The sequence below is a fragment of the Aquimarina amphilecti genome (assembly GCF_900109375.1).
GTDB classification, from domain to species: Bacteria; Bacteroidota; Bacteroidia; order Flavobacteriales; family Flavobacteriaceae; genus Aquimarina; species Aquimarina amphilecti.
On the sequence record NZ_FOAB01000002.1, the window covers coordinates 353168 to 372522 of the forward strand.

Below are 19355 nucleotides of genomic sequence, written 5' to 3' on the forward strand. Positions count from 1 at the left end.
CAAAAAAAATCAAAATGGACATTAAGAAAAAATTAGGCAATAGTACTGCCGAAGAAATCACTCGTAAGGTTATAATAATATGTATATCATTTGTTGTAATTGCTGTTATGATATCGATATTAGATCGTAATTCAATATCACTAAGTCGTCTATATACGGAATTAAACATTTGGTGTATTCTAATCACGTCCCTTCTTTTTTTATTTTTTGAGACTAAAGAAACATCAGAATTATTATTAAACGAACCTTTTACTATTTCTTTTGATAAGAATAGTGCTTTAAATCTTCAGAAAACTAAAAAGAAAGTATATTCTAAAAAAGAAAACAAACCAACACATAAAAGTACCAGTAGATTATCAATTCCTTATCTTGATGAGGTCTTCGATGAATTTGAAGATGATTATTTACAGAATGCGCCAATTCAAACAATTGCTATCCTAAGTTATTTTGCGACATCACTTTTTGAAAAAAATAATGTAAACGATGTACTCTGGGATATTGTAGAAAACTGTATTTCTCATCTTTATCTAGAAGACTGTGTTATTTATATGTTGGACAAAGAAAAAGAGTATTTGATTCAAAAAGCAGCTTTCGGAAATAAAAATAATGGAGAGAAGAAGATTGTTAGTCCGATAAAAATTAAGATAGGAGATGGTATCGTCGGAAATGTTGCAAAAAAACAACGTTATCAACGTATTAATGATGTAAGTAAAAACAAAGCTTATATTGTTGATGATGACTCTAGAATGTCCGAATTATCAGTGCCAATATGTATCGAAGGGAACATTATAGGTGTATTAGATTCTGAACATTCAGAAAAGAATTTTTTTACTAATGAACATGTATTCTTATTCCACTTAATAGCGAAACTAACCGAAAAAAAGTTAAAGCAAATCTGTGGTAACAATACTAGCTGTCATATAACAAATGATAATACATATTATAAGGAGCTTGAATTCTTAATGAAGGAAGCAAAAATATATAGAGACTCTAATTTAGGTTTAGACAGCGTAGCAAATAAATTAAAAATTAGCAGTAACTATTTGTCTCAATTAGTTAATAAATTAACCGGAAAAAATTTCGCAGATTATATAAATACGTTTAGAGTAGAAGATGCTAAATTAAAATTGAGGAATTCCAATTTTATAAATTATACTATCGTTGGTATTGCTTTAGAGTCTGGTTTTAACTCTAAATCAACATTTTATAGTTCGTTTAAAAAAATAACCGGGATTTCCCCTAGTATTTATAGAAAAACTGGTTGAAAATGTCCGGATTCTTTGAAATTCAAACTTTCCGGATACTTCTTGTATTAAACTGATCTACATTTATTGTCCAGAGTATGTTATAGTTCATTCTGATAAAGATGCTTTAAACACTTTTGGACAATAATTATGGATATGATGAGAAAAAATAACTTTTTACACCTATTTGTGGTAATCGCTTTAATAATCATTAGTTGTAAAAGCGATGATGAAACAATCATTTCACCGCAAAATCAAAACCCAGGTAATTTTTCAATAGAGGTTAGCCAAGTTGCCACAAATAGTTGGTTATTAAATTGGGATGATGCGATTGACCCAGATGGTGATACAGTTTCATATGCAATAACACTAAACGGAACTGAAATAAGCTCTGCAATTACGGATACTGAGTATTTATTAGAAGAACTTTCTCCTAGCACCAATTATAATGGAACTGTTATAGCTTCGGATGGCAATAATGGTACTACTCAAAACACTTTTACATTTACAACAACTGAAACAATAGGGACTATGGTAGGAATTGCCTGGGAGAAATCCTTTGGAGGTTCTGAAATTGATATTGCATATTCAATAGCACTTACCACTGATGGAGGATATGCAATAGCAGGAGGATCCAATTCTGATGATGGTGATGTAGGAGGGAATAATGATGCAGACGGTTTTTTAGGAGGGGATTTTTGGGTAATTAAATTAAATGGTTCAGGAGATTTATTATGGGAAACTAATATTGGAGGCTCTGCGAATGATGATGTTTATAGTATACAACAAACATCAGATGGAGGATATATTGCAACAGGATCTAGTAATTCTCAAACAAGTATTGATGGAAGTCCTTCTTTTTTCGATTTTTGGGTTATAAAATTAGATGCATCCGGAAACGTGATTTGGGAAAATAATTATGGAGGAAGTGGAAATGAGGGTGCGAACTCTATTAACGAAACATCAGATGGAGGATATATCGTTGCTGGTTTCGCTGGTTCATCAGATGGAAATGTAAGTGGTAATAATGGAATGGTAGATTTTTGGATCATAAAAATAGATAGTTTAGGAATTTTAGAATGGGAAAAAAACTTTGGGGGTAGTGAGTTTGATATCGCGAATTCAATAGAGCAAACTAACGATGGCGGATATATAGTAGGAGGATATACGGAATCTTTTGATGGTGATGTAAGTAATCATTATGGTGACAGAGATTACTGGATTATAAAATTAGATGCTTCTGGAAACCTTGTCTGGGAAAAATCTCTTGGAGGTACATTAGAGGATTTTGCTAATGATGTTCGTCAAACTATGGATAACGGGTATATCGTAGCAGGATTTTCTGAATCTTCTGATTTTGATGTAAGCAATAACAACGGAAAAAAAGATATGTGGATTGTTAAGTTAAATAGCTCAGGAGAAATAGTTTGGGAAACCAGTTTAGGAAGTTCAGAGAGTGATAGCGGTCAATCTATTCAGCAAACTACGGATCAAGGATATGTTGTCGCAGGTTACTCTGGAGCAAGTGATGGAGATGTAAGTACTAATAACGGTGGGTATCGAGACTATTGGATTGTTAAACTAAGTGATTTAGGAGAACTATCTTGGGAAATTAGTGTTGGAGGTCCAGAACCAGATTATGCCAACGCAATTCAGCAAACCAATGATGGTTATATTGTAACAGGACATGTTCAAGGGCCTGGAGGTGATATTAGTGGTTCTGGTAAAGGTAAATGGGATTATTGGGTAGTAAAGTTAGAATAAACAGTTAGACAAAATTATGTGATGATAGAGTTTTTTTGTCCAATTTGCTTTTCATTACTTGTGGGTCCTCATTATCTAACCTAACCGCAGTGATGAGGATCCTTTTTTTTAAATTTATGATATGAAACGATTTACATTATTTTTAGTATGTACCTTTTCTATGTGTTTTTTTGGATACTCTTGTTTTTGGGATTATGACACTATAGAAATGGAAAGAATGCAGTTTCCAGATGTAATTGAGTTAATAACAGGAAAATTTTTAAGACATTCACCTGAGTTTTATCAATGGCGAATACAAGATAGAGAAGAAAAACTACAAAAAACTCCCGATAACTTAGAACTATATGATGATCTTGCCGTTGCGTATTCAAAAATTAGTGATGATTCTAAAGCGATTCAGATTATTCTGAAAAAAGATAGTATTGCTCCTAATAACTATAAAACATATGCCAACCTCGGAACTTTCTACATTCATAATAATCAATTAGAAAAAGGAATAGAATATATTGACAAAGCAATTGAAATAAATCCAGATGCTCATTTCGGAAGAGAAATCTATCAACGACATCTAGTAGAATATGTACTAAGTAAAAGGAAAAATGGAAAAGTCGTTCTTCCATTATCATTTGGGTTTGATAATACTCGTGGAGGTTTTCCTATAAAGACATTTGATAATTTTTATACTTTTTTAAGTGATAAATACTATAGTAAGAAAGAAGATACTATAGAAAAGAAATCATTGCCAAAAGAAGAACTTCATAAAGCACTAAAAGGTGTCATGGGAATGATGAAGTTTGGTAATTATGACTCACCAATTTTATTAGAAGCCCTAGGGGATTTATTAATGGCAAATGGTTGGAAAAGTGGGGCAAGACAATTAGCTGCAAGAGCCTATTTTAAGGCTTCTTACCACAGCAAAGAAAAAGCTACAAAGGAGTTGTATGATCAGAAGATTGCGCTTACGCTCTATTACCAATATACAAAAAGAAGAGGTGATCGATTTACAATTGATGAGCTAGAAAAATCATTAAAAGAGGAAATTACAGAAGGAACAGCGTATTTTGAAAAAATACGTAAAGACGAGATTAGATGGATAGAACTTGGCAAAGATCCGGAGATTGAGTTTTCAAAAAAATATTATAAAAAACCTTCCACTGGAGTAAGATTACAGAAAACGAATACTGAAATTGACAAAGTTGAAAATCATTATGCTAAGTATAGAAAAGGCAAGTCTAGTGAATTAGAAAATTCACCAAAAGATACTGTTGTTTTAAAGGATACTTTGCAAAGCAAAACAGATATAACTCCAGTAAAAGAACAGGAGACAACAGATAAAAATCAAACGAATATACCTACCATAGTTTTCTTCATAATTCCTATTTCTATTATCATTCTTGTCTATATAATTAAAGTTCGGAGAATAAAGTTTTGTTAAAACTCTTTTGCAAAAGAAATCATATTTAAAATGAGGTATATAGTATTTTTTATTGCGTTAGTTAGTATTTCCGCATCTTATGCGCAACATTGCCCTTGGGATTTGTCGTCAATTGTAATAGTTGATGTTCGTGAATTTAAAATAGGGAAAACAATCAATGGTTTGAAAATTATTGTAACAGATTCTAAAGGAAATCCGTATGAAAATGAATCTTATGGAGAAAACGGAACAAATGAATTGGTGTTTACTCAAAATATAGACAAGATTATACAGAAACGCTCTAGTTTTAATCAATTCCCATTATGTAATGGTTGCTATATACTAATAGTCTCGGGAAAAGGGAAATTGTATGAGAAATTTATAATGATAAAAGATACCACGATCAAAAAAAAGCAACATTTTGAAACCAAAATTGTAAAAATTAAGCCGAAAAATACTCAAAGTCTTTGTAGAGAAAGTCCCATTTGGAGTAACAATGATTTTTTAAACAAAATGAAGATTAACGTACGATTAAAAAAGAAGAGTCTTCCATAATAAATATGACATCTTTAAAAGTCCTAATAATATCCGGATTCTTTGAAATTCAATTTTATAGGACATTCAAAAGTAGTGTTGTCAATAATTTTGTTCCCATAAATCTAAAATCATATTACACATGAAAAAACAAATCAAAAAATTAGCCGTATTAGTTTTTATGGGATTAATAGCATCTTGTACACAACCAGAACTCCAAATTACTGAAGAAAACGTATCAGAATCAAAAATTGAAATTATTCAGGATGGTAAAATGTGGGGATTTCTAGGAGATGGTGAATGGGGAAACCCAACACAGTTCGGTGTTTTTGGTCCCTCAAATGTGGATGCCTTAGTAAAAGCAACCTACAATTATGTAGCAGACCCAGTTGCATTAAAGCAGATACCGCCAGATCAAAGGGGGTTTAGGATAAGAATTTTAAGACAAGATGCTGTTTCTCCTACTGGTTGGGAAACTGCGTTAAATTTGCAAGAACTCTCCTCTAGCGTTGTTACATTAAAGTTCCCTTCTTATGGAGAATTGTCTACTACAAAATGGAAAATAGGAATATCAATGTATAACAAATCCAATAACACTTCTTTCCTTCGAGAGAAAGAGGTAACAGTAAACAATAAGTAGTTGTAAATAAGCTGCTTAAAATCACATAGTATTTGCCTGTAAATAAAATTTACAGGCATTTTTTGTTATTCGTAACTAAGAGTTGTCCTAATTCTTTGAAATTCAAACTTCTCGGACATTTAGAAAAATACCGCTGTTTACTTTTGATTTGGAAATAGTAAAAGAAGAATGATATGAAAAATAGATTTAGAATTGGATACATCTATAGATTATTAGTGGTTTTTTTGATTGTTTGTAGTTGTGAATTAAAAGAAGAAGATATACATGAGGAGGCTTCTCAGGTTTCTTCAGAAAAAATGCTCCCAGTAGGTGGAATTACGCTTCCAAATACTGTAGTAAATGAAGAAACTCCATATGGAGGAAGAGCAGCTCATACATCAACTGTATTTGATGATAAAATGTGGGTGATTGCGGGCATCCGAAACCAATTTACGTATAACGATGTTTGGAGTAGCAAAGATGGCAAAAACTGGGAAGAAATAAATCCTGATGCAGGGTTTAAAGCAAGATATGGACACGCTATGACAGTTGCTGAAAATAGCATGTGGATTGTTGGAGGTACTCAAGGAAACCAGTACTTTAATGATGTTTGGCGCAGTACTAATGGAAAGGATTGGATACAGACTGCAAAAAATGCTCCTTTTTCTGCACGTAGATGGCACACGCTGGCAAGCATAGAAAACAGAATGTTTTTGATTGGTGGGTTAAGTGATAATTTCGATGTAAAAGGAGATATATGGATAAGTAGTGATGGGATAAAATGGAATCTGGTGACTAATCTAGCTCCATTTGGTAGACGTTATGGGCACGCTTCGGTATTATATGATGATAAAATTTGGGTTATAGGAGGATATGATAATAATGGAAACTACCTTAATGATGTCTGGTGTTCTAAAAATGGATTTCAATGGAACTTAGTGACACCTAGCGCTCAGTTTTCCCCTAGAAGAAATCACGCAGTTACGGTTAATGAAAAAGGAATGTGGTTAACAGCTGGTATAGGACCTAAAAATGACTACTATAATGATATTTGGTTTAGTCAAGATGGAGTCACTTGGGAGCTTGTGAGTGTAAAGAAAAATTTTCCAGAAAGAGGATATCATACCTCTTTGCATTTTGATAATAGACTATGGGTTATTAATGGTTTTAGTCTTGAAAATGATGCGACTTATTTTCAAGACATATGGGGATACCAATAGTGCAGTATTCTGAAATTGTAGTTGATTCTTTCAATATGAAGTTAATTAAGGTTTTGATGATTTTTCTATTAGTTGCAAGTTGTAGTGATGATGATCTTTTGATAGATCAAACTCCACCATCTTTTACTGTTACACAAATACCAATGGATCGAGTTAGTTCATTTATAGCATTTGGTGAGTCGTTAACTCCAACTCAACAAAACCCAGCGATTGAATATTTCACCAACCAATCGGATATAGAGGTAAGAGCAGTTAGTGATGGTGTTGTAGAAGATATTAGAATGAATATAAATATTGAGGATTTCGAGGTATGGATAAAACCAAGTAATAATTCTAACTGGCTCATTATTTATGACCATGTATTGGATATAAATATTTCTGTTGGTGATCAAGTGGATGCAGGTCAGATTATTGGTGTTATTGGTATTGGAAACAGGACAGAACTTCAAGTAAATGATGATCAAAATATAGCGAGGTGTCCACTACAATTTGGAACAGAAAACTTTGTACAACAACACATTAACTTTTCTGAAGAATGGTGTACTGCAGAAACAGTTATTCCTTAGTAGGTCATCGATAAAATTTAATATGGGTTAAATAATTGATTTATAGATTGTTAATGGTGTGGGAATGAATTATAGTAAAAAATATAATTATCTTGATTTTAGAGAGTTTTTACAATATCCCTATTACCTGAGAGTAGGGCGTTTGAATAGTGCAAAAACACTACTTGAGTATCAACTTGAAATAATAGACACCTATTCAAAATATATTCCACTATATCCTTCGGTCAAATGCGAACGCTTAGAATTTTTATATCTCTGTTATAGAACTGTGCAGGCTATGGATGAAAAACTGTTTCAGGATTTTATCAATTTTAATTGGAGAGGAATAGTATGGGCTTGTTGGACAAGTTGCATAACGCCATATCCAAAATCATATATGATAGAACAGCTAGAAGAAATAGAAGATGATCTGCCTTATAATAAATGGTTAATAGAAACTGCTGTCAACATTTTATCCGGAAAAAGTAAGGATGATAAATTATATAATTACATATCTAAATTAAAATATTTCATAGGATTAATGCCAAGAGCAGAAATACCTTTACGGCCATTGCCTAGTGAAAAACAATTACGTAATCAGGAAATATTTAGAAATAGATTAAAAACAATCTATCAGACCAAAGGCACAAATGAAGCAATCATTTTTTTTCAAAAAAATAAGTCTTCAATTTATAATGTGAGCTATAAAGAATGGCTAAGAAATATATCCAAATAAAGTAAAAAAATGCTCTTTAAATTCGATTAACAAATTAATATTCATATAAATAATTTAAAAAAATACGTCATGAACTTGATAAAAAAAATACTCATAGTTTTCATACTATGTCAAGGCTTTTTAAACGCACAACAACAAAATTCGATTTCGGTTATTGGTGAAGCGAATAAAACAAATGAAATCAACACCTATATTGTAAATGTAGAATTTAGGGAAGTTATAGGTGATAATTATAGAAACATAAAAGGCAAAACAGTAAGCGAATTAGAAAAGGAATTCGCTGCTGCTTTAAGTAGAGTGAATATTGATTTTAGTCGTTTTGAAGAAGATATAATGTATCGTATTTCTTCATATGCGTATACGACTTCTTCTTTTTATTTTTATAAAACAACTTCGTTAGATGAAGTGAAAAAAATTATAAGTCATAAAATAGAAGGTGTAACCAATACAAAAGTAGATATCATTGCCAAAGAAATGACCAATGAAGAAATTGGAAAATTAAGTAAAGAAGCAGTAAATGATGCAAGAAAAACAGCTGATCAAATAGCTACTAATATCGGGAAAACAGTTGGAGACGTTATTCAAATTGAAAACCCAAATAACAAATACAAATATTATAATGTGGTGGCCTTAAAAGAGCCAACAAAATATTATGTTAAGGTTATTTTTTCACTAGAATAATTATGATTAAAATAGTTCAAATGAACTCGATAATAAAAAAGAATACCCTTGTATTAATATGCCTATTATGTTTCTTTGGTTTAAGTTGTAATAATAAATCAAAGAATTTAGAAAAGGTTTCTAGTATTGAAGCCAAAGTAAACGATACAATTACTATAGGATATACCTATTGGTGGCCACAAAATGGTCCTTTTATTGGCAATTGTGGCGAAAAATATAGTCTGGTTTTTCTAGGAACTATTGATGAAATTTATAAAAAAACCGAAAAAGAACAGTATGAATCTCAAAGGGGAATTGTAAGAATAGATGAGGTGCTTCTTTCAAAAAAACTTAAAAACAATAATTACCAAGAAGAAACATACATTTCTTCGGATTGTTTTGCTAATGTAGATGTTAAGAAAGGAGATAAAGTAATCATATTTTGTTATGAATATGAAGGTAGTAATAGTATTCCTGGTGGAAAATCAATACTAAAGATTAGCGACGGTAATGATCCAATTATAACATCAATAAAACGATATATTCAATCAGACCAAAATCCTCTGTCTATTGAAGATGATGTACACATTTGGGATGAAATAGAACTTGGATCAGAACTGAGGCAAATTATTTCTTGTAAAAAAACTATTCTCTAAAATTAAAACCCAATGATAGAAAGTTTTTCTGGATATGAAAAAATTGCTAAGAATTTAAAAGGTTTTGATGCTCATGATTTTAAATCTTTGGATAAGTTAGATTGGGTTGCGACAGAAAAAATACACGGTGCCAATTTTAGTTTTATCTATGAAAATAGAGAGCTTAAATTTGCTAAAAGAAAGGAATTACTGACCTGGAAAAGTGATTTTTTTGGTTTTCAACTAGTGGTAAAACAAATCGAAAGTAATATTCTTGAGCTTTTTGAAGAGTTAAGCTTACAATATAAAGCAACAAGATATATTATTTATGGAGAGCTTTTTGGAGGCATATATCCACATGAAAATGTTACTCCAGATAAAAGAGTACAGGCTATACAAACAGGTGTTTATTATGCCCCTTCTATAAACTTCTTCGCCTTCGACATAGCAATAATTTCCGATGCTAAGTACTATTTATCGTATAAAGAAAGTATAACATATTTTGAAAAATATAATATATCATTTGTCAAACCATTATTCGTTGGTAAATTATCAGAGGCTTTAAATTTTAATATATCAATAAATTCTAAAATACCACAAGAGTTAAACCTACCCAATATATCTGATAACTTAATCGAGGGAATAATAGTAAAACCATATGATTATACAACAAATGTAAATAAGAGACCAGTCGTTAAAATTAAGAACAATAAGTTCGAAGAAGAAAAGAAATTCCATCAAGCAAAAAAGTGGGTTTTTACTGAAAACACAAATTCTCATAGAGAAGAACTATCATTTTTAATGTCTGAAATACGGAATTATTTGACTAAAAATAGATTAGATAGTGCTATTTCTAAAATTGGGGCTATGGATCACAATAAGAAGCAAAGAATATCTGAATTAGAAAATGAATTTCTAGAAGATACTTTGCTGGATTTTAATTTGGATAATAATGGGATTTTAGAAGGTATGGATACAATAGAAAAGAAGTGGATCATAGATCGAATAAGAGCAGATATTAGGCAACTCATTTTCAGACTTTGGTAGAGAATAAAACTAATAAAAACTGAATTTATAGTTGTAGATAATATAGTATTCTAAACAAACTTTTCATCCTACATATGAGTAAAACAATGAGATTAATAACGTTATTATTATTTCATATAGCGAGTATACCTCTTCTTTTTGGACAACAAGATCATAATCTTTATGTAGAGAAAAGCATTAATATGAACCTTGCTGGTGGAGTGGCATATGGAATACAAGGTATAGCAATACCACCATATACTTTTAAGTTATCTGCAGGTATAGAGTATACTATTGGGAAGGGTTCAATATATGCATTACCCGGAATTTCTGCTGGAATTGCTCCAGTCATTTTTTTTCATTTCGAAACCGGAATTGGATATCGATTTATGACCATTGATTATAGCACGAATTCTTATGAGACTAAAGATGATGAGGTGATACGAAGATTTAGTAATGGAAATATTAATTTAGGAATTCGATTTAAATTAAACAGAAAGAAACAGCGTAATTTATTCTTATGGGTAAAAGCGGGTAAAAGTACTTCTGAAAAAGGATATGATGATGAGTTTCCACCAATATGGAATGGGTATAATGTAGAAGTAAGGATTGTATATAAAATTTTTAGATTATTTAAAAAATGATGAACGGGAGCAAGTTTTTAATTTCTATTCTGGTTTTGCTTTGTCAGCATCTTTGCTTTTCACAAAAAGAAAAAGGATTTGCAAATCGAGAAGAAATAAAAGCGGAATGTCAGCAAATAATGGATGATTTTTCACAAAATAATGTTGTCGACGGTCTTATAAAAACAGGTATGATGTGGGTTTTCATACGAGATGAATATAAATATATACAGCAGAGAGCAATGGACCACTTTCAAACATTTGAAGTCGAATATGGTGTTTCAATTGGGAATAAGTTGGTGAAGGAAGATGTAATCGAAGATTTGATGTATATGATAACGTATGTCTTAAAATATGAAAGGAGTGGTGTACTAATAAAGTTTACATTTTATAAAGGAAAAAATGATAAATGGTATCTGAATGACTTTAAGTGGGATAATGACATACTAAGTTTGTTTAAAGAAAGCAGGAAAGAATTCACAGAATATTGAGGAATTTTATGAACTAAGCGCAAGTACTAGACACTATCCATTCTGAATCAAAGTTTTTATATCCCCTAATTCTTCAAATCTAAAACCATAACTAATGGAGTGATAGATATGTTAGGCATCTTTCCTTAGAGACGGTATTAGTTATCTAAATACGTCCGAATTTATTGAAATTCAAACTTTTCGGATAGTGAAAAAACCACCCTTATTTAAGTTTGCTTCATTAACATTAAAAACTTTTATAAAATGAAAGCAATGAAAAATTTAATTGGATGTGTAATGGTGGCATTACTATCTATAGGTATTGTCTCTTGCGAAGGAGAAGATGGTGCGGTAGGACCGCAAGGTGAACAAGGTATTGAGGGAGATCAAGGTCCGCAAGGAGATCAGGGAGATCAAGGGGATCAGGGTGATACAGGAACAGCGAATGTTATTTCTTCTGAATGGTTCCCTGTAAACTTTTTAGTTCCTTCTGCTGCGGAGAATAACCTTATGGGAATAGAAGTATTTAATGCTTCAGAACTTAACCCTGAAACAGATGTTGTTTTAGTTTACGGGCGAAGAGACATTGAAAGTGATTTGGATGGAATTTATCAATTACCATACCTTTTTTCTTCACAAGATGAATATTATACATTTGGATTATTTGATGTTACAGGAGGAACAGGTTTACAAATAAGAGTTAACACTACTGATGGAGGGACAAATAATTTTACTTTCTTCCAAGATTTTCGATACGTAATAATCCCTAGAGGAGTAGCTGCAGGAAAATCAGCAGCAGATTATAAAAACCTGTCTTATAAAGAAGTTTCCGAACTTTTTAATATCCAATAATTATCCTAGAATAATAATTTAAAATTCCCCCGAGTCTTTATCTCGGGGTTTTTATAAATTTTTATGAGTATTAGAGATTCAGTTTAATGAGAAATAGTATTGTATGAGTGAACAAGTATCCTGGAGTAGAAATTCATTTTTCATTACCGAAGAAAAGAAATATAAATATTTGGGAGGGTATTTAACCATAGATGATTTTAAAATAAGAATACCATCCATAGGTTTAAAAAGAAAGTTCACTACTATAACGCTATTGAGCATATTTGAAATCAATGAAGTTTATATCAATGATAGTTATTTATTAATTCTTCATTTCGAAGGTGGAAAAAGAAATATTAGTAGCAACCTAATGTCTAAAAAGGATGAATATTTAGAAGTTAAAAAATTGATTTTGATTAAATCAAACAACAATAATATAAGTTAAAATTACCCTGAAAACAAGGAAGATTATAGGTGTAGTTTTAAGGAAAATTATAAAAATTAAAACACTATGATAATTTTTGGCAGCAGATCAGTTTATGTAACATCTAAACAATCTACTGGATCTATTTGTCCAAGTTGTGGTACTAAAGGTTCATTAAGGCTAATTGTGTTTAGAAGACATGTTCATGTTTTCTGGATTCCAATATTTCCTATAGGTAAAAAAGGAATGTCTCAGTGTCAACATTGCAAGCATGTTCTTAATATAAAGGAGATGCCGGAACCTATAAAACAAGAGTGTATTACTTTAAAAAATAAAACTAAAGGACCGATTTGGCAATTTGCAGGATTGGGAATACTTATAGTTATGATCCTTTGGGCTGCACTAATGACGAATATGAAATAAATAAAAGGCTTATTTATTATAAGGAATTTTTATCCACCCAAATACGTCCGGATTCTTTGAATATCAAATATATCGGACATGTAAAAAACAAGTAACATTTATGTTTGTCGTATAATTTTAAAATAATAAAAGCGATGAAAAATTTAGTAAAATGTTTGATAATAGTTACAATATCACTGTTCATATTTTCTTGTTCTGATGGAGAAGATGGTGCTGTTGGTCTTGCTGGTCAAGATGGGATTGATGGAGTTGATGGGGTCGATGGAGATACCGGAACGGCAAATGTTATTTATTCTGATTGGATTCCTAATGGTTTTTCTGATAGTAGTACCCTTAATAGTCAAAGTTTCCAAATTGCAACTGCTGATGAAATTACAAACATGGGAATAGATTTAAATACTAGTCATATTCAGGTTTTTGCTCGGGGACAAGTCATTCCTGATACTTCAGTTGAAGTGGTCGCTTTGCCATTTGAATATCGATTTGAAGAGCAGTTATACACATACGGAATCTCAAATAATTCTCTACGGGTTTTTGGATTAGTAAGAAATGATAACAGTACTGATTTTGACTTTTTTGAAGAGTATAGATACATTATAATTCCTGGAGGTGTAGCTGCAGGAAGATCAGCTGCTGATTATAAAAACATGTCTTACGAGGAAATAGTAGATCTCTTTAATATTAAATGATGACTCTTAAGAAATTGAAGATTTACTGCTTTATGTATAAATTACTAAAACTAAATAACAGATGAAAATAATTAAGTATATAGGAATATTACTGTTTTTGGTAATTATAAATGCTTGCACCAGTGATGATGATTCTAATAGTATAAGTATTGAGTATGAAGAAAATTTGATTGAGACTAGTTTTTTGGAAGAAGGAGAAACGATCCCTCCAACAATAAATATGTTAGAAGAAAATGGAACATTCTCTGCTACAACATTACCGTCATCAGAAGAAGTTGATCTGGTAGGAAATTCCATTTTTATTAATTCCGAAACCGGAGTACTTAGTTGGAATAATTCTTTGCCTCTTGGTGAAATTAATGTATTTGTTACAGCATCGAATGAATTTGGAACCGGCTCTGTAACGATAACAATTAATAATGTATTTACTGGGCGAAATAAGTTTATGACTGGAGGCTTCAATAATGATACTTCAGATAATCCCTTCTCATCTATTATTGAAGATAATCTCCTTTTACAATTACGAGATGATGGTGTGGTAACATTACTTTCTGAGTTCGATTCAACTGTAGTTGGTAGCGGAAATTGGAAAGCTGAAGGAAATATTATAAAGGTTTCATATACGCATATCGATTATCCAGGAGAAAATTTAGTAATGAAAGGTGTTTTATCTACAATATTACCCGATGATCCTGCAATTGATTCTGAAATAGTATTTTCTGGATTATGGGGAAAAGGACTGGATGATAATGATAATATCGAAGAGTTAATGGGAGCATTTAGTTTTAAAGATGATTTTTAAAAATTAAAGATTGTTTTATTCTATAATACATATTTGTGTAAGTCAGCCCTCACCCCTATTTAAAAGAACAGTAAGCTTTAAAATTTAGAAGCTTACTGTTCTATAATTATAACGCTTTAATTAAAGAACAGATGAAGAAAATAAAGTATATAGGAGCATTATTATTTTTTATTATTATAAATGCTTGTAATAATGATGATGACAACAATGGATTAAGAGTTGTATATGAAGAAAGTTTCATTGAGACCAGTTTTTTAGAAGCTGGAGAAACGTTACCACCAGCAGTGAATTGGTCAGAAGAGAGAGGAACATTTTCTGCTACAACATTGCCGAACACAGCACCGGATGATTTATTTTCAAGAGATAATTTGTCTATTGATGAAGAAACAGGTGTACTTTCCTGGGATAGATCCATCCCGTTGGGTGAGACAGAGGTTTTTATAACAGCATCCAATTCGATAGAAAGTACAACCGTAACAGTTACTATTAAAAACACCTTTATTGAAGGTTTGTTTTATGGGGGATTTAATAACGACGTAAATGATGATTTAAACGAGTCTTTTGGCTCCGGTAATTCTATAAACTTTACAAAAGAAGGAACAGCTGGATTATTAGGTATTAGTGATGGTGATATATTTTCTATGGAAGGAACTTGGACTATAGATGGATCAATTATGACAGTCAATTTTGATAATAACAATCGTTTATTGAAAGGTATTGTGAATGGTAGAAGAGGTGAACCAGCAGCTACGTTTAACGGAGAATGGGGAGAAGGGTTGGATCAAAATAATAATATCGAAAACATCAATGGGGCATTTAGGTTTTCACTAGAAGGAGAGTGATGAGAAATTTTCTCTACCTTTTATTATTTAGTAACTTTTCTGCAATTGGTCAAGTAACACTACAAATAGAAACAAGTCGAATTACAGGAGTAGCTCCATTATATGTCTTTTTTGATGCAACACAGTCTGCAGGTTTAGATGGAACTAATGATTTGACAAATTCTGATTTCTCTTGGAATTTTGACACTACCAATACAGATCCTGATGGTACTTGGGACATTTCTAAAGGAATGGTAGCGGGACATGTTTTTGAACAACCAGGAATATATACTGTACAATCCACGGTAACAGATCCTCAAGGGAATGTAGACGTGCAAACTATTACCATAACAGTAACTTCTTTTACAGGAATAACATATTACGTATCAGAAGATGGAAACAATGACTTCGATGGAACAAGTGTGGCGTTTCCTTGGAGAACTGCAGAGCATGCCTTACAACAATTGAATAGTAATGAGCAAATATTGTTTAGAAGAGGAGATACTTTTGATACTAATGGGGAAAATATCGAAGAACTACAAAATGGACCTATTATTATTGGCGCATATGGATCAGGAAACTCTCCAGTTTTAACTTCTAATACAGAAGAAGTTTTACAATTAATAAATTCTTCTGATATAAGGATTATGGATCTTCATTTAATACCGCAAGGTACTGGTCCATTTGGAGCAGGAGCAATTACAGTTTTAAACAACTCCGAGAATATTGTAGCACTTCGTTTGGAGATAGAACAAGCTACAGGAAGAGCAATTTACCAAGATGAATCGAATCTTTTTGGAGTTTTTGATTCTCAATTACATGATTTTGGAGTTATAGGTGTATTCTCTGGTGATAGTAATCGTTTTTCTTTTGTGGGAAATACAATAGATCAATTAATAGGTACCGCGCAACCCGAACATGGTATTAGGATTCAAGGAGGGGAAAAGCAGTTTTTAGCACATAATACATTAACAAACTTGGTAGATACCAAAACGGCTATCACTGTTAGAGGTGATGGACAAAGGCATGTTATGATTTATAGAAATAATATGGATAGAATATTAGGTGTCAATCCTCAAAATGCCCAAACTGTTGCTGCTATTTCTGATGTAACGATTGAAGGTAATTATATAGGTCAGAATTCGGATTATATGGGTCAATCCTTTGGACCAACGATAAATGGAATTAATATAGAAGCGACTAATGTCACTATCAGAAATAATGTTATTGATGGATATCGTAATGCGGTTTTTGTAGGTAATGATGGAAATGGTGTTTTATCTGGTGAAGTAGATGTATTTCATAATACAGTAAATTGGAGACCTGTAACTCCAGAAAGCGGAATATCTGGAAGAATTGTAAGAGTTAGAGATGCTTTTGAAGTAACTATCCAGAATAATGTCATTTCTGTTCCCACAGAAATAGAAGGAGAAGTTTTAAATCAAGATATTCTCAGCACGAATATCTTTACCAGTAATAATTTGGTTACGGAAAATCCAGATTATATTTCAGGAACTTTGCCTGAATCAGCTGCGGATCAAAACAATATTTCTAATTATATGTCAACCGAATATAGCCCAATGGTTGATCAAGGAAGTAACAGTACACCAGTTTATTTTGACATAATTAATAATCAAAGACCTTTTAATTCTAATAAAGACCTTGGAGCTTTTGAAGTTATCGATATTAGTTTATCAATAGAAGAAAATAAACAAAAAAAGATTTTTATCTACCCAAACCCAACAAATCATTATATACACGTATATAATAATGAAATATATGATGTTGTTATTACTGATATGAATGGAAAATTAGTGTTGAAGAAAAACAAATGTCAATTTCCGATAGATATAAGTAATCTCTTAGAAGGTTTTTATTTTTTATCGCTTGAGAATGAAAAAACTAGATTAACTTATAAAGTAATAAAACAAGCTATTCCAAATTAAACTAACTTAGTGTCATAAATATTGTGATTATGACACTTACTATGAGTATTCCAGCGTTGCTTTTTCCTGCAATTTCTCTTACAATGTTGGCATATAATGCTAGATATTTGGCTATAGCAGGATTGATAAGACAGTTGCATAAAGAATATCAAGCTTCTCCATCAAAAAACACAGTACTACAAATTAAAAACCTCAGAAAGCGGTTGTGGTTGATAAGAAATATGCAAGCGATAGCCATTATTAGCTTCCTTACCAGTGTAATTACTATGTTCTTATTATATGTAGAAAACAACAGCTTAGCGAACTTAATATTTGGGATAAGCTTATTTGCTTTGATGATTTCACTTTTTTTATCATTTATAGAGGTTCAGATTTCTACTAAAGCATTGTCTATTAGGTTGGATAGAATTGAAGAAAATAACTAGAAATTCTTATATTGTTAGAATCTTTATGTTTTAACCAACTTTAAATGCTCCAGAATGAACTTTTTAATAATGTAATGCAAGACTTCAATACGGGTTATTGGGAGCTGCATAGCGATCCGTATAGGGAAAATTGGTCAGAAAGATTTTATGAAATTCTTGGATATTCTAAAGATACTATTCAATCAAATTTTGATTACTTTTTAGAGCATCTTATTCACAAAGAAGATGTAGATGTATTCAGGGATAATTTCTTAAACTATCGTATTAATACGGTAAATTTTAAACAACACATTAAAATATTAAATGCTCAAGGGAATTATCAATTATTTCGATGTGTAACTAACGATGCTTTACCAGTAAATATTAAGGCAGAAACTAGTTTTGTTTTTTTCTTTGAAATAAAGTTAGAGTCAGACAAGACTATCAAAAAAGATAATTTCTATTATAAAGAAACTGCTCAGATGACTTCTACTGGCAGTTGGTATGTAGATTTTCATAAAAAAGAAAGCTCTTGGGATTTTGAGACATATAGGATATTAGAATATCCTGAAGACTATAGTCCTTCATTAAAAGACTCGGCGAACTATTACTCTGAAGAACATAGACAATTGGCAGCAGATTGCTTTTTTAATTGCGCCATGATGGGAACTCCATTTAATACTGAAATAAAAATGGTAACCGCTAACAAAAGAGAATTTTGGGCGAGAGCTATCGGAAAGCCAATGTATAATAAAAGTAAAGAAATAATAGGCATCCGGGGAGTTTTTCAAGACATTGATGATATAAAAAGAAAGGAAATCAGTTTGCAGAAATCTGTAGATATTATTGCAGGTCAGAATTCTAGGCTATTTAATTTTGCACATATCGTTTCTCACAATCTTAGATCACATACAAGCAATTTGTCCTTGTTAGTTCAGCTTATAGAAGATATTGATGACCCTAAAGAAAAAGAAGGGTTAATTAAAGAAGTGAAGACAATTTCTACAAATCTAAATACTACAATAGAGCATTTAAATGAGATTGTTACAATACAGACCAATAATAAACAAGAAAGAGTACCTGTAAAATTTAAAGATGCCTTAAAATTGGTAATAAATGGAATCAGTCATATGATAAGCAATAGCAAAACTCAAATACGATCTGATTTTAATGAAGTAGAAAAGATTGACTATATACCTGCTTATCTAGAAAGTATTTTACTCAATTTAATAACCAATGCAATAAAATATAAACATCCAGATAGAGACCCTATCATTTCAATAAAAACATATATGAATGATGGAAATAAGTTCCTAAAAGTTTCTGATAACGGAGTGGGAATTGATTTGAAACTTTTTAAAGAGAAAGTCTTTGGGATGTATAAAACTTTCCATTACAATAAAGATGCTGTTGGAATCGGATTATTTTTAACAAAAAATCAAGTAGAGTCAATGGATGGAACAATAAGAGTAGAAAGTGAAGTAGATAAAGGGACTATTTTTACTGTTGAATTTTAAACACACAT

22 protein-coding genes are annotated in these 19355 nt (G+C 31.4%); all 22 read left to right on the plus strand.

What is annotated here, in order from left to right:
• The first annotated feature begins 14 nt into the window (after positions 1 to 14).
• On the plus strand, positions 15 to 1265 hold the full coding sequence (locus BMY33_RS05860; RefSeq protein WP_091406591.1) for a helix-turn-helix domain-containing protein: 1251 nt from the start codon (positions 15 to 17) through the stop codon (positions 1263 to 1265).
• Positions 1266 to 1400: 135 nt separating this feature from the next.
• Positions 1401 to 3008 (plus strand): fibronectin type III domain-containing protein, encoded by a 1608-nt coding sequence (locus tag BMY33_RS05865; protein ID WP_139195597.1) that lies wholly within the window; start codon positions 1401 to 1403, stop codon positions 3006 to 3008.
• 121 nt (positions 3009 to 3129) lie between these two features.
• On the plus strand, positions 3130 to 4443 hold the full coding sequence (locus BMY33_RS05870; protein WP_139195598.1) for a tetratricopeptide repeat protein: 1314 nt from the start codon (positions 3130 to 3132) through the stop codon (positions 4441 to 4443).
• 30 nt (positions 4444 to 4473) lie between these two features.
• Complete coding sequence (locus tag BMY33_RS05875) at positions 4474 to 4977, plus strand: hypothetical protein (RefSeq protein ID WP_091406596.1); 504 nt, start codon at positions 4474 to 4476, stop codon at positions 4975 to 4977.
• A gap of 121 nt (positions 4978 to 5098) precedes the next feature.
• Positions 5099 to 5596, plus strand: a complete 498-nt coding sequence (locus tag BMY33_RS05880) for a hypothetical protein (protein ID WP_091406598.1) — start codon at positions 5099 to 5101, stop codon at positions 5594 to 5596.
• 173 nt (positions 5597 to 5769) lie between these two features.
• On the plus strand, positions 5770 to 6795 hold the full coding sequence (locus tag BMY33_RS05885) for a Kelch repeat-containing protein (protein ID WP_091406601.1): 1026 nt from the start codon (positions 5770 to 5772) through the stop codon (positions 6793 to 6795).
• Entirely contained in the window at positions 6780 to 7361 is a 582-nt protein-coding gene (locus BMY33_RS05890; RefSeq protein WP_091406603.1) for a peptidoglycan DD-metalloendopeptidase family protein, read from the plus strand. Before BMY33_RS05885 ends, BMY33_RS05890 begins: the two co-directional genes overlap by 16 nt.
• Positions 7362 to 7425: 64 nt before the next feature.
• Positions 7426 to 8076: a hypothetical protein gene (locus BMY33_RS05895; protein WP_091406606.1), complete on the plus strand. Its 651-nt coding sequence runs from the start codon at positions 7426 to 7428 to the stop codon at positions 8074 to 8076.
• Positions 8077 to 8145: 69 nt separating this feature from the next.
• On the plus strand, positions 8146 to 8757 hold the full coding sequence (locus BMY33_RS05900) for an SIMPL domain-containing protein (RefSeq protein WP_091406607.1): 612 nt from the start codon (positions 8146 to 8148) through the stop codon (positions 8755 to 8757).
• A gap of 20 nt (positions 8758 to 8777) precedes the next feature.
• Positions 8778 to 9392 carry a hypothetical protein gene (locus BMY33_RS05905; RefSeq protein ID WP_139195599.1) on the plus strand — a complete coding sequence of 205 codons (615 nt, stop codon included), beginning with the start codon at positions 8778 to 8780 and terminating at the stop codon, positions 9390 to 9392.
• A gap of 12 nt (positions 9393 to 9404) precedes the next feature.
• Entirely contained in the window at positions 9405 to 10418 is a 1014-nt protein-coding gene (locus BMY33_RS05910; protein WP_091406611.1) for an RNA ligase family protein, read from the plus strand.
• An 86-nt stretch (positions 10419 to 10504) separates the two neighbouring features.
• Positions 10505 to 11041, plus strand: coding sequence for a hypothetical protein (locus BMY33_RS05915; protein WP_091406613.1), 537 nt, complete (start codon positions 10505 to 10507; stop codon positions 11039 to 11041).
• On the plus strand, positions 11038 to 11511 hold the full coding sequence (locus tag BMY33_RS05920; RefSeq protein ID WP_091406615.1) for a hypothetical protein: 474 nt from the start codon (positions 11038 to 11040) through the stop codon (positions 11509 to 11511). Before BMY33_RS05915 ends, BMY33_RS05920 begins: the two co-directional genes overlap by 4 nt.
• 252 nt (positions 11512 to 11763) lie before the next feature.
• Entirely contained in the window at positions 11764 to 12342 is a 579-nt protein-coding gene (locus BMY33_RS23670) for a hypothetical protein (RefSeq protein ID WP_139195600.1), read from the plus strand.
• 103 nt (positions 12343 to 12445) lie between these two features.
• A complete protein-coding gene (locus BMY33_RS05930) occupies positions 12446 to 12766 on the plus strand; it encodes a hypothetical protein (RefSeq protein ID WP_091406620.1) in 321 nt (106 codons plus the stop codon).
• A gap of 66 nt (positions 12767 to 12832) precedes the next feature.
• Positions 12833 to 13168, plus strand: a complete 336-nt coding sequence (locus BMY33_RS05935; protein WP_091406622.1) for a zinc-ribbon domain-containing protein — start codon at positions 12833 to 12835, stop codon at positions 13166 to 13168.
• Between the two features lie 134 nt (positions 13169 to 13302).
• Positions 13303 to 13857: a hypothetical protein gene (locus BMY33_RS05940; RefSeq protein WP_091406624.1), complete on the plus strand. Its 555-nt coding sequence runs from the start codon at positions 13303 to 13305 to the stop codon at positions 13855 to 13857.
• A gap of 61 nt (positions 13858 to 13918) precedes the next feature.
• Positions 13919 to 14659 carry a hypothetical protein gene (locus BMY33_RS05945; RefSeq protein ID WP_091406626.1) on the plus strand — a complete coding sequence of 247 codons (741 nt, stop codon included), beginning with the start codon at positions 13919 to 13921 and terminating at the stop codon, positions 14657 to 14659.
• Between the two features lie 131 nt (positions 14660 to 14790).
• Complete coding sequence (locus tag BMY33_RS05950; RefSeq protein ID WP_091406628.1) at positions 14791 to 15501, plus strand: hypothetical protein; 711 nt, start codon at positions 14791 to 14793, stop codon at positions 15499 to 15501.
• Entirely contained in the window at positions 15501 to 17426 is a 1926-nt protein-coding gene (locus BMY33_RS05955) for a T9SS type A sorting domain-containing protein (RefSeq protein WP_091406630.1), read from the plus strand. Before BMY33_RS05950 ends, BMY33_RS05955 begins: the two co-directional genes overlap by 1 nt.
• Positions 17427 to 17455: 29 nt before the next feature.
• Positions 17456 to 17851, plus strand: coding sequence for a DUF2721 domain-containing protein (locus BMY33_RS05960; protein ID WP_091406632.1), 396 nt, complete (start codon positions 17456 to 17458; stop codon positions 17849 to 17851).
• Positions 17852 to 17895: 44 nt separating this feature from the next.
• The gene (locus tag BMY33_RS05965) at positions 17896 to 19347 is read left to right on the plus strand and encodes an ATP-binding protein (RefSeq protein ID WP_091406633.1); all 1452 of its coding nucleotides are present in this window, start codon (positions 17896 to 17898) and stop codon (positions 19345 to 19347) included.
• Positions 19348 to 19355 lie beyond the last annotated feature (8 nt).